Here is a 19097-nt window from a genome sequence, read left to right on the forward strand (position 1 = left end):
TACTGGAAACACGGAATGGTCTACATTCTAGATACGCAGCCGACTGAGACTCTGTCACTCGCCGAATATGTCGAATATGTTGAAAACAATGTCGATCCGGCAGACATTGATAGTTTGGAAGAGCATGCCTGGGCGTTGCGGGCGTTGGCCAACAATCGAACCTTTGTGCTCGATGAATATCACAATGAATTGAAGGCGTGCTGGTCTGGTGTATCAGTGAACGAGAATTCGCCGCAGTCAATCGTTTTAGCGAGAACTCGCGATTTCCTGATACGAAGCAATATTTGGGTGCCTGTGCCTGAATCTTCGGTGCACACTGATTTTGAGCGGAGCTACTTTGCCTACGACCTTGCGCATGACCATAATTTCAGTTTCGTATCGGTCGGTTATTTTGGACCGGGCTATGAAACTGACCTGTTTGAATATGATTATGCTACCGTGCAGGGTTACGAGGGAGAACCTGTTGACCTCGTAGAATGTGGGCGCCACCAATTGAAGCCGGGGCGTGTCATGGTCTACCGGTCTGGAAAGGATGTTCACATCCAGTTCCCTCCGGATCAGGTGTCCGTCTCGTTGAACTTGATGTGTCGGAGTGAAGACACGCGGACTGCGCAGCAATATATATTTGACGTACAAAATAAGACGATATCTCGAGGTGCCGGCGACATCGCGTCGACACGACTTTTCCTGATCGATATATTCAGGACCCTTCACGACGATAATACAGTCGACCTACTTTACCAGACGGTTTGTCATCATCGATGCACGCGAACGCAAGCGTTTGCGCTCAATGTTCTTGGCGAAATACGTCCCGCGGAGCTTGAGAAGTTTCTTTCTTCAGCAAAGAGTGACGCGCTGAAGCTTAGTACCTTGCCGTTGGTGTACGGTAGCGGGGGAAGGGACTATTCGGGGGCGTAGCAGCCCCGCCGGCACGCAGCTATCAGCACTACGTTGACGCAACTCTCCGGCGCATCGCTCATTATCGTGATGTGCAGTCAATTGGACGTAATTCTGTCCGCCAGTCGGACCGCCTGCCGGTTACCCGGCCGGTCAGCCAGGCGTTGCCCCGGCCGCATCCTCATACGACCCGGGTCGCAATCTGCGTAGTCGAGACTCTCCGCCAAGCTCGCTCAGGCCGTCGCGACTCTGGAGGCGACCATTCCATTCAGCGTTTGGATGAACCCAGCAGCGTCGTCGGGATGCAAGCCGATCAGCTCAATGGCGCGCTCGCCGCGAAAGGGTAACTTCAGCTTCAAAGGGCGCTTGAGGGTTACGATGACATTTGGGTACGCCATCAGCGAGGCCTTCAGCATCCGGCTCTTGTCTTCCGCTGCGAGGGAAATCACCCGTCCAGCCGATGCGATCTCTTCCATCGGAATCCACTGGTCGACGAGAACGCCAGCTCGCACACGAAGTCCTTCGCGGGACACGAGGACGGGAAGCTTGGGCAGAGAGAGAATGAATGCCAGTAAATACAATAAGCCGATATCGTCGACGGCAAACACAATCCATTTAATGATCGGGCGAGCGTGCATGAACAAGAAGTGCGCAGCAAAGGCTTCGATAGCAGCAATTGCGAGGAACGCGAAAAGAATGGGTCGAACGTGACGATAGTAATCGAACGGAATCATCCCAGCCGGCACATCTGCCGATCGACGCCAAACAAATAGGTACCCTATTAGGTTGATATCGTGTGCCGCGAACTTGGCTAAATTGGCCGGAATAATCTTGGAAAGGGCTGCCTCCAATCTGGCTTTGCTAGGCCCTGATGCTTCTTGATAAGCTCGGGCGGCGCCTAAGCCCCCGACCAGAAGGTGACACGCGACGATACACGCCATCGGCAGCCAGATCGCGGGGTGTGCCAAGATCCATAGACGGGCAGCCTTTGGCAACATGGCACCTGTGACGACAACAGCGCCCGCGACCGCACCCGTCCACTCCAGCTCGGTCATCCGACCGCGCGACCGGGCTATCCGAATGGCAAGCGGGATTAGCCCCGCACCAACAGCGAGGGCGCTCATAGGGACAGTATATGCGGCGAGAACGGGAAGGCGTGGGGCGATAAGAAGCGCAGCCCACAGAACCAGCTTTGCCAATTTGCCCAATACCGGGGTCGTCGATGCATGCTGCGAATCTCGAAGACCCACCCTGGAAGGGGTCTCAGCTAGCTCAACAGTCATCGCCACCTCATGCTCGGACCGAAGCGACCCGGACCGCCTTGATGTACCCAGTTTCTGCCCTGCGGTATAGTCCTTAGATACCCGCTAGCTCAATACTGACTGGTACTCGCTGAACATGGAACTGCAAAAAAATGTATCCGAATTGGTGATTTTTCTCTTCGAAAGCTCATTAATTACTGTTGACCCGTGATGAAGTAGCTGCCGTTACAATAATTGCGCGTGGGACGGGGCGAATGATGGATGGAAACGGGTCAGAGGCGTACAGCACTTGTCACGGGCACCGGCGGTATCGGCTTCGAAGTTGCACGTGCCCTCCACTCGAAGGGCTGGGCAATCCTCCTCGCTGGCCGGGACAACGAGCGCGGCACCGCTGCATGCGACAGAATCGCTGCCGAACCCGGTGACGGTCGGGTGCATTTTGTGCCCCTTGACTTGGCTAACCTCGCGTCCGTCGCGAATCTGGCCAACCTTCTGAAAGCGCGCGAGCAACGGCTGGACGTCCTCGTTAACAATGCCGGAGTGACCGCAGGGCCGGTGCGTCAATCGACCAGCGACGGATTCGAGTCGCAGATCGGCACCAATTATCTCGGGCATTTCGCGCTGACAGGTCAGTTGCTACCGTTGCTCACACGGTCTTCCGCGCCGAGAGTGGTTTCGGTCACGAGTTTGTCGTCCAAGTCCGGCGTTCTGGACTTCGAGGATTTCACGATGGAAACGCGGTACAATCCCATTCAGGCGTATTCGCGATCCAAGCTCGCGCTGCTGACTTTCTCGCTTGAATTGCAGAGGCGGAGTCTCGAGCAAGGCTGGAGGGTACTGAGTTGCGCTGCCCATCCTGGCCTCAGTCCCACTGGTATTCTCAGGGGCGCAATCCCCTCGGAGGGGCGCAGGGGAGCCATTCAAAAGCTTTACAAGTGGATTGGGCACCCGCCCGCTGCAGCGGCAGGTTCGGTCGTATTTGCAGCATCCTCCGACGAAGCGGAAGGCGGCCTCCAATACGGACCGTCGGGCCTGTTCGGGACCAAAGGAAAGCCCAAGTCCGTTGGGGTAAACAAGCATGCCAGAGATCTCGAAGCCGCACGCCGCCTATGGTCAATGTCTCAGGATCTTACGGGGAGTCCCTTCCCCTAACTCCTCGAACCCCTCCGACTGAGCATCCTGCCCAGTAGGTGCGTCCATGTCATTAGTATCGGAAAGGTAATACGGTCACATTGCCAGTCACCTTTGCGCGACGAGCGGATTTATCGGGTATCCTTCGCAGATTTGGTCGTTTGACGTCGAGCCTGCGTTCCTTGAAAACAGGCGGTGAGTAGCCAGTCGTGAAGCATTGGTTGGCTAGAATCGGGCCAGGCGACCCAGGCCCGCACTGGTTACGACAACGGGCAAAGCGGGGATCGGTAATGTTGCAGAGAACACGGGGTTGGGTTGGGCGCCATCCAAGGTGGTCGATCGCGATCGGCGTCGTCTTTGCCTTGGGGCTCTGGTTGGCGGTGCGCCCCACGCCAAGGACCTATGAATATGTCACGCAGGCCGTAGACAGGGGTGAAGTCGTGCGCCGCGTCACCGCTTCAGGCAAGCTGCGCGCGCTGAACACGATAAAGGTGGGTGCGGAGGTTTCGGGCCAGATCACGCGCGTCCTTGTCGACTTCAATTCTCCGGTGACAAAAGGGCAAGTGCTCGCCGAGATCGATCCGACGCGCCTTCGTGCACGCGTGCAGCAATCGCGCGCTCAAGTCGCGCTGGCGCAGGCGTCATTAGCCCAAGCCGAGGCTTCGATCAGCCGTGCCCATTCGGACGCCGGCACTCAAGAGCGTGATTATCGCCGCCGCGCTTCACTGGCGAAGAGCGGCTTCATATCGACTGCTGGGTTGGACACGTCTGCCAACGCATTGGCGGCTTCGCGCGCTGGCGCGCGCACTGCCGCCGCACAGGCGGCGAGCGCGCGCGCGCAGATCGCACAGGCCCAGGCGGAGCTTTCGTCGGCGGAGCTCGATCTGTCGCGCAGCACCATCGTCGCGCCCGCAAGCGGGGTGGTCATTAACAAGCTTGTCGAACCCGGTACCACGGTTGCGGCAAGCTTTCAGACACCCAATCTCTTCGAAATCGCGGCTGACACGACGCGGATGCAAGTCGAGGCATCAGTCGACGAAGCCGATATCGGTCAGGTGCGAGGGGGCCAGCCTGTGCGTTTCACGGTTGACGCCTACCCAGGTGAGACCTTTGCCGCGACGGTCCGCCAGATTCGTAAATCGGCGACTGAATTGCAGAATGTCGTTAGCTATCTCGTCATCCTCGACGTGGACAATAAGGACGGGAAGCTGCTGCCCGGCATGACCGCGAACGTCGAGATCATCACGGGTGAGCGTCCGAATGTCGTTCGCGTACCGGCGACCGCGCTCCGCTTCCGGCCGCGCGCAACCGATCGACCTGGCGAAAGAGACCTGCCTACCACCACGCCTGTCGTCTACATCGCCACTACCGACGAGTTTCGCCCCCAACGGCGCATCGTCACGCTCGGCCTCCAGGGCGAGGATTATGTCGAGATTGTCAACGGCATCGCGCCGGGGGACAAGCTGATCATCCGCAGCAGGTCGACCATCAAGAAAAAGGCATTTGAAGACGTCGACGATGCGAGTGACAATGCCAGCGGAAGCTAAACCGCCGCTCCTCGAGACGCATGACCTTGTGAAGGACTACGTCCTTGGGGGCGAAACGGTTCATGCCGTGGCAGGAGTTTCGCTGAGAATCGCCCGCGGCGAGTTCGTCGCCATCATGGGGGCGTCGGGGTCGGGAAAATCCACTTTCATGAACATGATCGGCGCTCTCGACGTGCCGAGCGCAGGGCGTTTGCTGGTCGACGGCGTCGACACTGCCGGGCTGTCGAGTGACGATCTGGCCAACATTCGCAACCGCAAGATCGGCTTCGTGTTCCAGCAGTTCAATCTGCTCGCGCGCACATCGGCGATCGATAACGTCGCCGTACCGCTCATCTACGCCGGCTTGCGGGGCGCCGAGCGGCGCGCCCGCGCCGAGGCGACGCTGCGCGACATGGGCCTGGGCGACCGGTTAAGGCACACACCGGCGAAATTGTCGGGCGGGCAGCAGCAACGTGTGGCGATCGCGCGTGCGCTGGTGACTAAACCCTTGATGCTGCTCGCCGACGAGCCAACAGGCGCGCTCGACACCAAGACGTCCGAGGACATCATGGGTATTTTTCAGCGACTCAATGACGAGGGTATTACTGTTATCGTCGTTACGCACGAACCCGACGTCGCCCAATATGCCGGCCGCAGAATTTTGTTTCGTGATGGCAAGGTGATCGAGGACGAGGCCGTCGTGGATCGCAGGCGCGCGACGTGAACGTAGCGCGCGTCTTTGCAGCCTGGGGCATCAATATCGCGATCGCTTTCGTCGCACTGCGTACCAACCTCATGCGATCAATCCTGACGACCTTGGGCGTTCTGATCGGCGTGCTTGCGGTCACCCTCGCGGTCGCGATCGGTGACGGCGCCAAGGCAAGCGTGATGAATTCGATCAACCAATTGGGATCGAACATGGCGATCGTCTTTCCCCAGCCCGACGTTAGGGGTGGACGGCCCCCGGGCGGTCGCGGCCGCCTGACCGAGCGCGACGCGGCTTCGATCCAACGGCTCGTTCCCGGCGTCAGCGGCATGGCGCCGCAACTCCGAGCAACTGTCCAGCTGGTTATCCAGGGACGGAACTCCACCACGACGGCGGTCGGCATTACGCCCGATTATGGACGGGTCGCCAATTTCGAAATCGATACCGGCCGCTTTATCGCCGAAGCCGACGTTCGCACCGCCGCACGCGTTGTCGTGCTAGGCCCAAGCGTCGCTGCAAAGTTATTCGGCAGCTTCGACCCGCTGGGACAGACGGTGCGCATTTCTCGCGTCCAGTTCGTAGTCATCGGTGTTTTGGAGACCAAGGGATCTTCGTTCGGGAACGATAACGACGACATCGCGCTCGTGCCGATCACGACGGCGCGCCAGCGGTTTGCGACGGCGACGGGCCAGGGACCGGACGATCTTGCAATCTTGTTCGTCGGCTTCGAGAACGGGGTCGATCTTGCAAACGCCAAACAGAACATCATCCGTGTGCTTCGGGCGCGAAACAACGTGCCGAAGGGTGAGATCAGCCCCTTCACCGTGAACACTACCGAGGAGTTCATGAAGCAAACTGGCGTCGTAACCGCGATTTTTCAGGGCGTGCTGGTGGCAATCGCATCAATCAGCCTGCTCGTCGGCGGCATCGGGATAATGAATATCATGCTGGTGAGCGTCACCGAACGTACCCGCGAAATCGGTCTGCGCATGGCGCTCGGCGCAAAACGGAGCGACATTCGAAACCAGTTTCTTGTCGAGGCGGCTGTCCTTTGCGTAATCGGCGGCTCAATCGGACTGGCAATAGCAGCGATACTTGCCCAGGTTTTTGAGAATCTCGCTGATTTTCCCGCGCCGATTGGCGCCGGAACGGCAATCGGCGCCATCTTATTCTCGGCATTTATCGGGCTGGCTTTCGGCAGCTATCCTGCGATCCGGGCGTCGCGTCTCTCCCCGATTGACGCGCTACGAAGCGAGTGAGTCCAATGCCGATATGCGCCCAGAGTACGAACGCGCGGCGCGGGGAGTGACGCCCGTGGTACGCCTGGTGCGGCCCGGCAGCGCCCAGTTTCAGATCGAACGCGACCTTCTCGCCGACCATAAGACCTACCTGCACTGTCCGCCGAGGAGTTGGGACGCCGGTTGAAGTCCCTGCACCAATAAGTCTCCCCATTCAGTCGCCAATTGGCGCCTCCGCGCCATGTGCAATGCGCGGTTGTACGCCATCTCCGACGCCGAAACGCCCTTCGGCTTATGCGCCAGCATTGCGTCGATGATCGCTCGATCATCTGGTCGATTCAACGCGACCGCCCGCTCGTTCATGATTGTCGAGAAAGTGGCTCGCCATCCGTGCGGGACATGCCGGCCGCTATATCCATTTCGGAAGTACATATAGCCGATTGCGTTCTCCGACATCGGGATGCGGGTGGATCGAATGCTGGGAAACAGAAGGGCGATCGTACCGGTCAACCGCTGCAAGGATCTCAGGACTTCGATCGCTTGGGACGCCAGCGGAACCACATGCTCGAAACCCTCTTCGCTCTTATCGCTCAGCTCCAGCTTCATCTTGTCTGGTGGTATTCGCCACACGGCCTCGGGGCTCGGCGACGCATCATCGGTCCAGTCGATACCCTCGAATTCCACCCATTGCGCGGTTCGGACGACGCCGGGCCGGACGGCGGTAAGCGCGAGTAGTCGCGAAGCGAGTTTGGTCAGCGGGCTCGACGTCGATCGCTCCATGTCGAACAACAACTGCCGAGCGTCTTCGATCGACCGCAACGCAGGTTGCTTCCCCTTTTTCCCGATCGGCTTGAGTGCCCGGCCGATAGTCGCTGCGGGATCGGTGGCGACAAGGCTTTCGGCCATCCCGTAGCTGAAGACCGCCGAGACATGCTGCCGTATCCGCTTGGCTGAGTCGATTGCTCCACGCTCTTCCACTTCGCGCAGCATCGCGAGGATGATAGGTCCGTCAATGTCGATGAGAGGCATCGTGCCGAAGGCCGGAAAAACGTCGCGCTTGAATGCTTGGATGACTTTCTTCGCCTGAACCGGTGACCAGCGAGCTCGCTGGGCGTCGTGCCACTGCGTGGCCACGCGCTCGAACGTTGCGCCAGCGGCTGCGTGCGCCGTGAGCTTCCGTTTGCGTTCCTCGACCATGGGATCTCTATGTTCGCGCAGGGCCGCGCGCGCCCGATCGCGCTCCTCACGCGCCTTCGCGAGCGACACCTCCGGATAAGGCCCGAAAACGAGACGCTTTTCTTTTCCCGCGAACCGATACTTCAAGCGCCACGACTTGAACCCTTTCTGGGTGACGAACAGGTAGAGCCCCCCTGAGTCGGCCAGCTTATAGTCCTTGTCTCGCGGCGCTGCCTTTCGCGCCTGCAGATCGGTGAGTGCCACGATGCCCCCTCCATCCTCGGTCCGTGCCCCCGAAGTGCCCCCAGCGCGCATGCGCTTTGGTTGCACCGCTCAGGAAGCGATGAGACCATAAACTCTCAGATTCTCAGGAGTTTCGCAATAGAGCGACACTTGGTGACATGCCTTGAAACTAAGGAATGGTGGGCGATGACGGGCTCGAACCGCCGACATTCTCGGTGTAAACGAGACGCTCTACCAACTGAGCTAATCGCCCCCGGCGATTCGTAGCATCGCATCCTCGAGGTGTGGCTCCGTTGCCAGCATCGCGCGCGATCGGCAAGCCTCAAGCGCCGGGCAGCTCCGCCTGTTTGATCGTAGCGAAATAGCCGTGCATGCCCGCGCGGGCCTTGTCCGAGAGCGCCATGAACGCCCGGCGCTTGTCGAACGGATCGGCGTGGCGCTCGAACAGGCCGGCCTCGCTCATCTTCGCGATCCAGCGCAGCGCCGTGGTTGGCGCGACCGCCGCCGCGATGCACAGGCTGGAGACGGAAACCTGAGTCCGTTCCAGGTCGGCCGCGAACAGATCGAGCAGCATGTCCCATGCCGGATCCTCGAACAGCCCGCGGCCGAAATACTGGTCGCGCAGCCGCCGTGCGCGAATCGCGTCGCGGACCTCGCGCGCGGTAACCGACTGGCCGTTGCCGGTCTGAAGCGGCGCAAGGCCGGTGTGCCGCTCGGCGGGGCGGTCGTCCCGTCTCGCTGACCGTTCGCCGGTATTCCGGGTCAGCCGGGCGAGCGTCTCGGCGATGCGTGCGACTTCCTGATTCAAGTGCCGCAACCGTGCGGCCTCGGCATCACGGCCTGCATCGTTGAGCTGGTCGCGCGCGCGGGCGCCAAGCGCCGCCGCCGCCGCCGCCGCCCGCTCGACGATACCGGGCGCGTACAGCATCCGGGCGTCGGTGCCGCCCAGCCCGGCCGAGACCAGATCGATCTGATGGTCGGCCAGCGCGATCACGATCGGTGCGTCGGTGTCGCGGGCCAGTGCGGCGATGCGCGGCAGGACTGCCTTGATCAGCGCATCGTCGATCCGCTGCGCCTCGACCATGACGAGACCGAGCGCGCCCTGCCGATCGAGCTGTCCCGCGGCGCCCTGCCAGCCGATCCGGCCAAGGGCGCGTCCGCCGGCCATCAGGATCGCCTCGGCCGCCGCGCGGCCTTCGGGGCCATCGTCGGCGATGATCAGCGCGGGGGCGCCCATGCTGTAGCCCGACCCCGTCGCTGAACGCCTCATTGCTTCCCAGCACCCATCCCGGTTGCCCCCGCGGCCCGGCTATGGTCGCAAAAATACGGATTCCTCCGAAATGGGTTAGTCGATATGCCTCCAGATCGGACCTAGCTGCCCGTTATGGCGCTCGTCAGGCTGCCCACACTGTAACGATCTTCACCAAATTGGATGCAACGCTTGCGTCCGCGCCCGGACCGTCAGGCGAATGTCTCGGCATAATCCATATCGGGATCGGCGAGCAGCGCGTTGGTCGCCGCCGCAATGCCGCCCGACCAGAAGGCAATCCCGATCCCCGACAGGATCGCGAGCACGACGCAACCGCCGGCCAGGATCGGGCCGAGCGCCCCGACATGGCCCTGCATCAGCGCCGCCATCGCCCCAGGCTCCGCATTGCCCGTGACCGAGGCGAGGGGAAGGAAGACAGCGAACAGAATGGCGATATAGGCGACGAAGAGAATCAGCCCCAGCACCAGATAGCCGGCGAATATCTTCCAGAAATGGCCGCTCGTCAGCCGCCATGCCTCGCCGATGACGATCTTCTGCCGAATCATCGTCAGCGCGAGCGCGGGCGACAGCCGGACGGACAGGAAGATCGGGATCGCATAGATCAGGAGGATCATCACGACGAATCCGGCGCCCGGCTGGCCCGGTGCGGCGCCGCCGTTCATCATGCCGCCCGCGCCGGCGCCCATCGCGATCATGACGATCGAGAAAAGCATGATGAGCACCATCATCAGCACGAACCCGCCGATCACCATCATCAGCATCAGCGCGACCAGCCGCACTTCATCCATGCCGAGGCGGATATAGGCAAAGCCCGGCTCATCGGGCCTGAGCACGGCGCGCACGCCGGCCGCCAACAGGATCGTCAAAACGATGAAGATGCCGAAATAGAAGAGGTACATGAGCCCCATCACCCGGAGCAACGCGGCCGGATCGGGCGGTGTCCCATGCTGCGCGTTCGCCGCTGCCATCTGCAGGAAGGGCACCAGCAACGCGACGATACCCGCCGCCGTCACCGCCATGTAGATAATGCCCCAGACCAGTGTCGAAATCGGCCGGTCCTTCACGAGCCGCAGCCCGCCGCCGATGATACCGCCAACCGTCACCATGATTCATCCCCCGTTCCGGCCGACTCCCGAATCTGGCTGAAGGGTGAGGCGATCGTCCCCGGACTATCCGAGTGACTTCACGATCTCCTCGACCATCTTCTTCGCGTCGGCGAGCAGCATCATCGTATTGTCCATGTAGAATACGTCATTGTCGACCCCGGCATAGCCCACGCCGCCCATGGAGCGCTTCACGAACAGCACCGTTTTGGCTTTTTCGACGTCGAGCACCGGCATGCCGTAGATCGGCGACGTCTTGTCGGTCTTCGCCGCCGGATTGGTCACGTCATTGGCGCCGATCACGAAGGCGACATCGGTCTGGGCGAACTCGCTGTTGATGTCCTCGAGCTCGAACACCTCGTCATAAGGTACGTTCGCCTCGGCGAGCAGCACGTTCATATGGCCCGGCATGCGCCCCGCGACCGGATGGATCGCATATTTCACGCGGACGCCATGTTCCTTCAGCTTGTCGGCCATCTCGCGCAGCACATGCTGCGCCTGGGCAACCGCCATGCCATAGCCGGGGACGATGATGACCTGCTCGGCCTGCTGCATGAGGAAGGCGGCGTCCTCGGCCGAGCCGCGCTTCCACGGCCGGTCGGTCGCCGCCGCGGCGGCCCCTGCGCCGCTGTCGCCGCCGAAGCCGCCCGCGATCACGCTGATGAAGCTGCGGTTCATCGCCCGGCACATGATGTAGGAGAGGATCGCGCCCGACGAGCCGACCAGGGCGCCGGTGATGATCATCGCGGTGTTGTGCAGCGTGAAGCCCATCGCCGCCGCCGCCCAGCCCGAATAGCTGTTGAGCATCGAGACGACGACCGGCATGTCGGCCCCGCCGATCGGGATGATCAGCAGGAAGCCGATTGCAAAGCTCAGGCCGGTGACGGTCCAGAAGATCCAGGGGCTCTGGTCCTGGGTGAAATAGGCGATCAGGCCGAGGATGCCGGCGAGTACGCCGAGATTGATGACATGGCGGCCGGGCAGCATGATCGGCTTGCCGCCCATATTGCCGTTGAGCTTGAGGAAGGCGATCACCGAGCCCGAGAAGGTGATGGCGCCGATCGCGACGCCGAGGCCCATCTCGATGCGGCTGACAGTGAAGATCGCACCGTCCGGGCCGGCGATGCCGAACGCTTCGGGGTTGAGATAGGCGGCACAGGCGACCAGCACCGCCGCCATGCCGACCAGCGAGTGAAAGGCGGCGACGAGCTGCGGCATATCGGTCATCGCGATTTTCCGCGCGGTGACGATGCCGATGGCCGCGCCGATCGCCATCGCGACCAGGATCTCTGGCAGGCTGGCGATCTCGTGGACGAACAGGGTCGTGCCGACCGCGAGCGCCATGCCGATCATGCCGAAGCGATTGCCGCGCTGCGAGCTCGCCGGCGACGAAAGGCCGCGCAGCGCCAGGATGAAGCAGGCGCCAGAGATCAGATAGGCCAGCGCCACCCAGGGATTGACCGGTACCGTGTGTTCCATTCCAAACCCCTTTGGCGTCACCCCGGACTTGTTCCGGGGTCCACTCATCCCATTGCGCTCGCGGCACGATGGACCCCGGGACGAGCCCGGGGTGACGAACTTCTATTTGGCCGCGGGCCGTTCTTTCTTCTTGTACATCGCCAGCATCCGCGCGGTGACCGCAAAGCCGCCGAAGATGTTGACGCTTGCCAGCACCACCGCCAGCAGGCCCAGCCATTTCGACGAAGCCGAGCCGCCCGCCGCCGCCGAACTCGCAATCAGCGCCCCGACGATGATCACTGAGGAGATCGCATTGGTCACCGCCATCAACGGCGTATGCAGCGCCGGCGTGACCGACCAGACGACATAATAGCCGACGAAGCAGGCCATCACGAAGATCGACAGGATCGAGATGAAGTCCATGCTTGCTTCCTAGTTGAGGCCGAAGCCGACATGAGCGGCGTCGGTGATCATCGTTCCGTGGTCGGACAGTTTTTCTATGTCGAAGGTCGCGGTCTTGGCGGCGGTCGAGGCGGCATGAATGCGCAGATTGGCGAAACCGAAGGTCCCCGGAACCTCTCCCTTGTTAAGGCCATACCAGCTACTGAGGGTGAGCGCAGCTTCTCTGGGAAGGTAGCCGGCATTGGCGTCGGCACCGACGCTGACGTTGAAACCCAACCGATCATCGAAGCCATTTCCGATATTCCACCGCAAGGTCAGCATCAGCGGAATATCGAGCTGGGCAGGATCAATGGTGGTGTAGCTCACCGGCGTGATCGGCACCATGTCGTCAGTCTTGCCATGCGTCAGAAAGGGCAACGCCGCGAGACCAGATCGAATTTCATAGCTGAGCTCGAATTTCCCGTCACGATCCCGATCCAGTAGACACATATAGGTGTCGTCATACCGCATATAGAGGAAGCCCCCCTTATGCATCAGGTCTACCGTCTTGGTGGAGCAATAGACCTCCGAACCTCCATTGTCGGCAAAGACCATGAACTGGCCGCCCGCAGCTGCCCGTAATTCTCCGGTGCCTGCTGCGACCGCCGCGCCTTCGATCCTGACGAGTTTCGACGGCAGCAGTTTGGCCGAGAAAAGGACCTTGCCCTTTCGCAGCTCGACATGGGCCGGTATTTTCGACGTATCGATGGTCCATTTTGCCGACAAGGGGACCGTTTCAGCCCAGGACGGCGCCGCCATGGCGAACAATGACATCATCGTGGCGCCGAAAGTCGCGCGCCGCATCAGGACAACAGCCTCGCATTGACGACCGCCCCGCCCCTGGTCAGCCGGATCGCGTCGCCGATCTCCTCGTCGAGCACCGGCTTGCCCGCTTCCTTGTCCCAGAAGGCGCTGAGGAAGTTGAACAGGTTGCGCGAGAACAGGGCCGATGTATCGGCCGCAAGCCGCGACGGCACGTTGCGGTGCCCCACGATCTTCACGCCCGAAACCGTGACGACCTCGCCCGCGACCGCACCCTCGACATTGCCGCCCTGCTCGACCGCGAGATCGACGATCACGCTGCCCGGGCGCATGCTCGCGACCTGCGCCGCCGAGATCAGGCGCGGCGCCGGGCGCCCCGGGATCAGCGCGGTGGTGATGACGATGTCCTGCTTGGCGATATGGCCCGAGACCAGCTCGGCCTGCGCCGCCTGATATTCGGGGCTCATCTCGCCGGCATAGCCGCCCGATCCCTCGCCCTCGATGCCGGCGACATTCTCGACGAAGATCGGCTTGGCGCCGAGCGACTGGATCTGCTCCTTGGTCGCTGATCGCACGTCGGTGGCCGACACCTGCGCGCCGAGGCGGCGCGCGGTCGCAATCGCCTGCAGCCCGGCGACGCCGACGCCCATCACGAACACGCGCGCGGCGGAGACCGTGCCGGCCGCCGTCATCATCATCGGAAAGGCGCGGTCATATTCCGCCGCCGCGTCGAGCACTGCCTTGTAGCCGGCAAGGTTCGATTGCGAGGAGAGGATGTCCATCGACTGGGCGCGCGTGATTCGCGGCATGAATTCCATCGCCAGCGCCTCGATCCCGGCGGCGGCATAGCCGTCGACCCGGGCGCGCTCGCCGAACGGATTGAGGCTCGCCGCCAGCATCGCGCCCGGCGCGGCGCCGCTCAGGCTCGCCGGATCGGGGCCCTGAACGCCGAGGATGATGCCGGCGTCCTGCAATGTCGCGGCGCGCGTGCCGACCACGGCACCGGCCGCGGCATAATCGGCGTCAGCATAGGATGCCGATTCCCCGGCACCCGCCTCGATTGCCATCTCGGCGCCTAGCGCGATGAATTTCTTGACCGTTTCGGGGGTCGCGGCGACGCGGCGCTCGCCCTCGGCCTGCTCCCTGAGGACTGCGATTTTCACCCGGCGCTACTTGCCCGAGATCAGCCAGATCACCGTGAAGGCGATCACGAAGCAGCCGACAGCGCCCCATTTCAGCATCGCGATCACCTTGTGATAGGTCGCTTCGTGCACCTTGATGTCGCCGTCTGCGGCCATGATGATAACCCCTGCCTGATCACTCGTTGCGTGCTGCTTAGCGGGCGCGAGCCTGTCCCTCAAGTCCCGCCTTGGGGCGCTTAAGGCCGCCTTTACCCACTTGCCTTATGGTTACTGTTCAACAGTGCAATGGGAACGAGTGGATGACGCGCAACGGACAAAGGCTGTTGATGCTGATCGACGACGAGCCGGCCCAGCGCCGCCTTGTCGCGGCGCTCGCGGCGCGGCGCGGGTGGCGTGCGGTGTTCGCCAATGACGGCGAGATGGCGATCGCCATGCTCGGCACGCAGGACGGGATGCAGCTGGACGCGATCCTGCTCGATCACTGGGCGCCCGAGGCCGATGCCACCGCGCTGATCACCGAGATTCGCCAGCGCCGCCCGGCGCTCCCGCTGCTCATGCTCACCGCCAATGGCTCCGTGGCGCATGCCGTTGCGGCGATGCGCGCCGGCGCGACGGATTTCCTCGTCAAGCCGCTCGCGCCGGAACGCCTGCTCAGCGCGCTCGAAGCCGCGGTCGCCGGCAAGGCGGCGGGCGAACTCCGCCCGCTCACCGAGAAGATTCCGGCGCTGCTCGCCTTCGACGAAATCGTCGGTTCGGCCCCGGATTTCCGCGCCGCGCTGGCGATTGCCGCCAAGGCGGCACGCGCCCGTGTGCCCGTCCTGCTCGAGGGCGAAAGCGGCGTCGGCAAGGAAGTGGTCGCCGAGGCGATCCATGCCGCGAGCCCACGCGGCAAGAAGCCCATGATCGCGGTCAATTGCGGCGCGATTCCCGCCAATCTCGTCGAATCGGAGCTGTTCGGCCATGAGAAGGGCGCCTTCACCGGCGCGTTCGAGCGCAAGATCGGCCGCTTCCAGGAGGCCGATGGCGGCACGCTCTTTCTCGACGAGATCGGCGAGATGCCGCTCGACGCCCAGGTCAAATTGCTCCGCGTGCTCCAGTCGGGCGAGATCCAGCCGATCGGGGCGCGGCACACCCGCGAAGTCGATGTCCGGGTCATCGCCGCCACCAACAAGCGCCTGATCGAGGAGGTCGAGGCGGACCGGTTCCGCGAGGATCTCTATTACCGCCTCAACGTCGTCCAGGTGACGATCCCGCCCTTGAGAGAGCGCACCGGCGATATTCCGGCGCTTGCCCGCCACCTGCTCGCGCGGATCGCCGAGCAGCCCGGCCTCCGCGAGCTCGGCATCACTGACGATGCGCTGGCGCTGCTCGGCCAATATGACTGGCCGGGCAATGTCCGCCAGCTCCAGAACGCCCTCTTCCGCGCCGCCGTGCTGTGCGATGGCGATGCCCTGACCCGGCTCGATTTCCCGCAGATCGCAGCCCTTGGGGCGCAGCGCCACAGCGTGCCGGGCCCATCGCCGATGGCGACCAGCGGCGGCGTCACCCTGTTCCATGCCGATGGCAATCTGCGCGCGCTCGAGGAGATCGAGGCCGATGTCATCCGCCTCGCCATCGGCCATTATCGCGGCCGCATGACCGAGGTCGCGCGCCGGCTCGGGATCGGGCGCTCGACTCTCTATCGCAAGCTCGGCGAACTCGGGATCGACAACGCCGCTGCCTGAAGGGGCGTTCGTTACCGGTACCATCTCGTCAGCGCCACTTCCGATATGCTATAGGATTCCTGCGGCCAGCGACACCCGATCGCCTGAAGCCGGAGGAGACCAGCATGCCGAACAGCATTTCGCGCCGCACCCTGATCGAGCTCGGCCTTGCCGGCGCGTCAGCCGCCCTTGCCGGCACCGCTCTCGCCGAGCCGGCGCCGTTTCCCGAACCCCAGCTGCCGCCGCTTCCCGACAGCGAGAAGATCGGCTTCGCGGTCGTCGGCCTTGGCAAGCTCTCCCAGGGGCAGATCATCCCGGGCCTGAAGGGCGCGCGCGGCGCGAAGCTGGCCGCCCTGGTCAGCGGCCATCCCGACAAGGCCCGCCGCATCGCCGCCGAGCAGGGGCTGCCCGCCGACGCGATCTATACCTATGACGATTATGATCGCATCGCGCATGACCCGCGGATTCAGGTCGTCTACATCGTGCTGCCCAATTCGATGCACGCCGAATACACGATCCGCGCCTTGAAGGCCGGCAAGCATGTGCTGTGCGAAAAGCCGATGGCGACAAGCATCGCCGATTGCGAAGCGATGATCGCCGCTGCCAAAGCCGCGGACCGCAAGCTGATGATCGCCTATCGCTGCCATTATGAGCCGCTCAACCTCGAGGTGATGCGGCGGATGCGCTCCGGCGCGCTCGGCAAGCCGCGGCTCGTCGTCACCAATATGGGCCGCCAGTCCGATCTCAGTGATCCGTCCGATGCGTGGCGGCTCGACCAGAAGATGTCGGGCGGGGGCGCGCTTGCCGATATGGGCATCTACGGCGTCAACGCCTCGCGCTACATCCTGGCCGAGGAGCCGGTCGAGGTCCGCGCCTGGGCGCAGACCGACCGCAGCGATCCCCGCTTCAGGACGACCGAGGACGTCATCGCCTGGCAGTTCCGCTTCCCCTCGGGGGCGATCGCCAACGGCTCGACTTCCTTCTCCTATCAGGGGACGATGGCCTATCAGGTGTTTTGCGAGCACGGCAAGATGACCGCCGAGCCCGGCGCTTTCTACGGTGGCAACCATCTCACCATCGATGGCGCGAAGGGCGATCGCGAGCCGAAGATCCACGAGATCGACCAGTTCGCCCGCGAGATGGACTGGATGGCCGATGTGGTGCGCGGCAAGGCGCCGCTCGTCTCGCCCGGCGAGGAAGGGTTGCAGGACATGCGGCTGATGCACGCGATCCTCGAATCGGTCGCGAAGGGCGGCGCCACGGTCAGGACCGATTGGGGATACAGGCGTGCCTATGACCCCGCAGTCATGGTAGACGTCCCCAGGCCGGTCTGATGAGGAGGCGGCGACCATGATCGGACTTTATGCGCTCGTCGCCGCCGCTCTCTTCTCGGGCGCCGCGCTCTATATCAGTTTTGCCGAGCAGCCGGCGCGGCTGAAGCTCGACGACCGGGCACTGCTCACTGAGTGGCGCTCCGCCTACAGGCGCGGCACGTTGATGCAGGCGCCGCTCGCGATCCTCGGCGCGGTGCTGGGGGCGGGGATGTGGTGGGAACATGGCGGCTGGTTCTTCCTGGCCGGCGCGGTGCTGATGATGGCCAATCTGCCCTGGACCTTCGTCGTCATCATGCCGGTCAACAGCCAGCTCGGGCGGATCGGGCCCGAGGATGATCCCGCGACGATCCGCCCGCTGGTCAGGCGCTGGGCCCGCCTCCATGCCGGGCGGACCGCGTTCGGCCTGCTGGCGACGGCTGCCTTCGTGCTGGCCCTTTCGCCGGTGCCGCTGGCGGTTTGAGCGCCCGTCCTCAACGGCTCCCGGAGGTCAGGGCCGCGTCGCGCAGGCCGCGCCAGACTTTCAGCGCCTGCACCGTCTCGGCCACGTCATGGACTCGAAGCAGCTGCACGCCCGCTTCGATGCCCTTCATCGCAAGCGCGATCGAGCCGCCGAGGCGCTGATCGACCGGGGCTTCGTTCGACAGCGCGCCGATCATCCGCTTGCGGCTGACCCCGAGCAGGATCGGGCAGCCGAGCCCGTGGAACAGCGCAAGGCCGTTGAGCAGGGCAAGATTGTCCTGGAGCGACTTGCCGAAGCCGATCCCTGGATCGACGATGATCTTCCCCCGATCGATCCCCGCCGCGACGGCTGCCTCGATCCGCGTCTCGAGCCAGTCGAACACCTCGGTCAGCACGTCGCGATAGCCCTCCCCGCCATGCGGTCCCTTTTTCGGGTCGGGCGAATGCATCAGCACCACCGGGCATCCCGCGCCCGCGACGATCTCGGCCGACCGGTCGTCCCAGAGCAGGGCCGATACGTCGTTGACGATCGCGGCCCCGGCCGCGAGCGCCGCCTCCATCACTGCTGCCTTGCGGGTGTCGACCGAGACCAGGGTCCCGCTCTTCGCCAGCTGCTCGATCACCGGCACGACCCGCTTGATCTCGTCGCCCTCCCAGACGAGCGGCGCCTTGGGCCGGGTCGATTCGCCGCCGACATCGATCAGGGCGGCGCCCTTCACCGTCATGTCGAATCCGGCCCCGGCGGCGGCAATGGGATCGTCCTGGAGCTTGCCGCCGTCGGAGAAGCTGTCGGGTGTCACGTTGAGGATGCCCGCGACCAAGGGCTGATCGAAGCGCAGCACGCGGTCGCCGAGGGTGAGGGCGGGGCGCGCGGCAGTAATGGCCCCGTGAAGTTTCGCCGCGCGGTCGTCCCGCGCGAACGTCGCGTCGAAATCGGCGATCGGCACCGTGCGTTTCCTGCCGTTCTCGATCACCTCATAGGCTGAGAACCATGTCATCCCGCCGGCCAGCCGCGCGACCTCGCCGTCGCGACCGACCGGCGTATCGACGAACTGGATCGGGCGGAGGTGGAGATGGTCGGTCATCAAGCCCCTTTCGTCATGCCGGACGTGTTCCGGCATCCACGGTTCCGCGCATATGCGCCATCCGCTCCTGCGGCACCGTGGACCCCGGAACAAGTCCCACTGCTGTCCGGGATTTTTCCTGCTGTGCCTAGATTGAGGGCGAGTTGGGGAGATGGAGGTAG

18 protein-coding genes and 1 tRNA gene are annotated in these 19097 nt (G+C 63.2%); 8 read left to right on the plus strand and 11 right to left on the minus strand.

The features are described 5' to 3' along the window. The first annotated feature begins 15 nt into the window (after nt 1-15). Nucleotides 16-918: a transposase gene (locus ABD050_RS15735; RefSeq protein ID WP_343890409.1), complete on the plus strand. Its 903-nt coding sequence runs from the start codon at nt 16-18 to the stop codon at nt 916-918. A 212-nt stretch (nt 919-1130) separates the two neighbouring features. On the opposite strand, the gene ABD050_RS15740 is transcribed toward ABD050_RS15735, so the two are convergent. After that, entirely contained in the window at nt 1131-1952 is an 822-nt protein-coding gene (locus tag ABD050_RS15740; protein ID WP_343890410.1) for a hypothetical protein, read from the minus strand. Between the two features lie 468 nt (nt 1953-2420). On the opposite strand from ABD050_RS15740, the gene ABD050_RS15745 reads away from it, so the two are divergent. The 4 genes from ABD050_RS15745 to ABD050_RS15760 all read left to right on the plus strand — a co-directional run bounded on the left by ABD050_RS15745 (nt 2421) and on the right by ABD050_RS15760 (nt 6781). Next, nucleotides 2421-3311: an SDR family NAD(P)-dependent oxidoreductase gene (locus ABD050_RS15745; RefSeq protein WP_343890411.1), complete on the plus strand. Its 891-nt coding sequence runs from the start codon at nt 2421-2423 to the stop codon at nt 3309-3311. A 359-nt stretch (nt 3312-3670) separates the two neighbouring features. Further along, on the plus strand, nt 3671-4837 hold the full coding sequence (locus ABD050_RS15750; RefSeq protein ID WP_343890433.1) for an efflux RND transporter periplasmic adaptor subunit: 1167 nt from the start codon (nt 3671-3673) through the stop codon (nt 4835-4837). A 28-nt stretch (nt 4838-4865) separates the two neighbouring features. Next, entirely contained in the window at nt 4866-5540 is a 675-nt protein-coding gene (locus tag ABD050_RS15755; protein ID WP_343890413.1) for an ABC transporter ATP-binding protein, read from the plus strand. Beyond that, entirely contained in the window at nt 5537-6781 is a 1245-nt protein-coding gene (locus ABD050_RS15760) for an ABC transporter permease (protein WP_343890415.1), read from the plus strand. The genes ABD050_RS15755 and ABD050_RS15760 overlap by 4 nt, the downstream gene beginning before the upstream one ends. 126 nt (nt 6782-6907) lie before the next feature. Here the strand turns inward: ABD050_RS15760 and ABD050_RS15765 are convergent, their stop codons facing one another. The 9 genes from ABD050_RS15765 to ABD050_RS15805 form a co-directional block, all read right to left on the minus strand. Further along, a complete protein-coding gene (locus ABD050_RS15765; RefSeq protein ID WP_343890416.1) occupies nt 6908-8200 on the minus strand; it encodes a tyrosine-type recombinase/integrase in 1293 nt (430 codons plus the stop codon). 156 nt (nt 8201-8356) lie between these two features. Further along, nucleotides 8357-8432, minus strand: a tRNA-Val gene (locus ABD050_RS15770). Between the two features lie 69 nt (nt 8433-8501). Then, nucleotides 8502-9449 (minus strand): MarR family winged helix-turn-helix transcriptional regulator, encoded by a 948-nt coding sequence (locus ABD050_RS15775; protein ID WP_343890417.1) that lies wholly within the window; start codon nt 9447-9449, stop codon nt 8502-8504. Between the two features lie 191 nt (nt 9450-9640). Further along, nucleotides 9641-10555 (minus strand): hypothetical protein, encoded by a 915-nt coding sequence (locus ABD050_RS15780; RefSeq protein WP_343890418.1) that lies wholly within the window; start codon nt 10553-10555, stop codon nt 9641-9643. Nucleotides 10556-10618: 63 nt separating this feature from the next. Continuing rightward, nucleotides 10619-12031 (minus strand): NAD(P)(+) transhydrogenase (Re/Si-specific) subunit beta, encoded by a 1413-nt coding sequence (locus ABD050_RS15785; RefSeq protein ID WP_343890419.1) that lies wholly within the window; start codon nt 12029-12031, stop codon nt 10619-10621. Nucleotides 12032-12133: 102 nt separating this feature from the next. Further along, nucleotides 12134-12433 (minus strand): proton-translocating transhydrogenase family protein, encoded by a 300-nt coding sequence (locus ABD050_RS15790; RefSeq protein WP_343890420.1) that lies wholly within the window; start codon nt 12431-12433, stop codon nt 12134-12136. 9 nt (nt 12434-12442) lie between these two features. Beyond that, complete coding sequence (locus ABD050_RS15795) at nt 12443-13255, minus strand: hypothetical protein (protein WP_343890421.1); 813 nt, start codon at nt 13253-13255, stop codon at nt 12443-12445. Next, entirely contained in the window at nt 13255-14376 is a 1122-nt protein-coding gene (locus ABD050_RS15800; protein WP_343890423.1) for an NAD(P) transhydrogenase subunit alpha, read from the minus strand. Before ABD050_RS15800 ends, ABD050_RS15795 begins: the two co-directional genes overlap by 1 nt. A 6-nt stretch (nt 14377-14382) precedes the next feature. Beyond that, nucleotides 14383-14511: an aa3-type cytochrome c oxidase subunit IV gene (locus ABD050_RS15805; RefSeq protein ID WP_343890425.1), complete on the minus strand. Its 129-nt coding sequence runs from the start codon at nt 14509-14511 to the stop codon at nt 14383-14385. Between the two features lie 143 nt (nt 14512-14654). Here ABD050_RS15805 and ABD050_RS15810 point away from each other — a divergent pair, with 143 nt between their 5' ends. The 3 genes from ABD050_RS15810 to ABD050_RS15820 all read left to right on the plus strand — a co-directional run bounded on the left by ABD050_RS15810 (nt 14655) and on the right by ABD050_RS15820 (nt 17852). Continuing rightward, nucleotides 14655-16079 carry a sigma-54-dependent transcriptional regulator gene (locus ABD050_RS15810; protein ID WP_343890426.1) on the plus strand — a complete coding sequence of 475 codons (1425 nt, stop codon included), beginning with the start codon at nt 14655-14657 and terminating at the stop codon, nt 16077-16079. A 104-nt stretch (nt 16080-16183) separates the two neighbouring features. Next, a complete protein-coding gene (locus ABD050_RS15815; RefSeq protein WP_343890427.1) occupies nt 16184-17392 on the plus strand; it encodes a Gfo/Idh/MocA family protein in 1209 nt (402 codons plus the stop codon). A 16-nt stretch (nt 17393-17408) separates the two neighbouring features. Further along, nucleotides 17409-17852 (plus strand): anthrone oxygenase family protein, encoded by a 444-nt coding sequence (locus ABD050_RS15820; protein WP_343890428.1) that lies wholly within the window; start codon nt 17409-17411, stop codon nt 17850-17852. 10 nt (nt 17853-17862) lie between these two features. On the opposite strand, the gene folP is transcribed toward ABD050_RS15820, so the two are convergent. After that, the gene (folP, locus tag ABD050_RS15825) at nt 17863-18936 is read right to left on the minus strand and encodes a dihydropteroate synthase (RefSeq protein ID WP_343890429.1); all 1074 of its coding nucleotides are present in this window, start codon (nt 18934-18936) and stop codon (nt 17863-17865) included. Nucleotides 18937-19097: the final 161 nt, after the last annotated feature.

It is taken from the genome of Sphingomonas oligophenolica, from assembly GCF_039522915.1.
Classification (GTDB): domain Bacteria; phylum Pseudomonadota; class Alphaproteobacteria; order Sphingomonadales; family Sphingomonadaceae; genus Sphingomonas; species Sphingomonas oligophenolica.

Bases quoted from the DNA above. Each gene is read 5' to 3' on its own strand.
- ABD050_RS15780 (WP_343890418.1), bottom strand. From the start codon at position 10,555: ATGGTGACGGTTGGCGGTATCATCGGCGGCGGGCTGCGGCTCGTGAAG.
- ABD050_RS15795 (WP_343890421.1), bottom strand. From the start codon at position 13,255: ATGCGGCGCGCGACTTTCGGCGCCACGATGATGTCATTGTTCGCCATG.
- ABD050_RS15805 (WP_343890425.1), bottom strand. From the start codon at position 14,511: ATGGCCGCAGACGGCGACATCAAGGTGCACGAAGCGACCTATCACAAG.
- ABD050_RS15790 (WP_343890420.1), bottom strand. From the start codon at position 12,433: ATGGACTTCATCTCGATCCTGTCGATCTTCGTGATGGCCTGCTTCGTC.
- ABD050_RS15775 (WP_343890417.1), bottom strand. From the start codon at position 9,449: ATGAGGCGTTCAGCGACGGGGTCGGGCTACAGCATGGGCGCCCCCGCG.
- ABD050_RS15735 (WP_343890409.1), top strand. From the start codon at position 16: ATGGTCTACATTCTAGATACGCAGCCGACTGAGACTCTGTCACTCGCC.
- folP (WP_343890429.1), bottom strand. From the start codon at position 18,936: ATGACCGACCATCTCCACCTCCGCCCGATCCAGTTCGTCGATACGCCG.
- ABD050_RS15815 (WP_343890427.1), top strand. From the start codon at position 16,184: ATGCCGAACAGCATTTCGCGCCGCACCCTGATCGAGCTCGGCCTTGCC.
- ABD050_RS15740 (WP_343890410.1), bottom strand. From the start codon at position 1,952: ATGACCGAGCTGGAGTGGACGGGTGCGGTCGCGGGCGCTGTTGTCGTC.
- ABD050_RS15785 (WP_343890419.1), bottom strand. From the start codon at position 12,031: ATGGAACACACGGTACCGGTCAATCCCTGGGTGGCGCTGGCCTATCTG.
- ABD050_RS15810 (WP_343890426.1), top strand. From the start codon at position 14,655: ATGACGCGCAACGGACAAAGGCTGTTGATGCTGATCGACGACGAGCCG.
- ABD050_RS15820 (WP_343890428.1), top strand. From the start codon at position 17,409: ATGATCGGACTTTATGCGCTCGTCGCCGCCGCTCTCTTCTCGGGCGCC.
- ABD050_RS15745 (WP_343890411.1), top strand. From the start codon at position 2,421: ATGGAAACGGGTCAGAGGCGTACAGCACTTGTCACGGGCACCGGCGGT.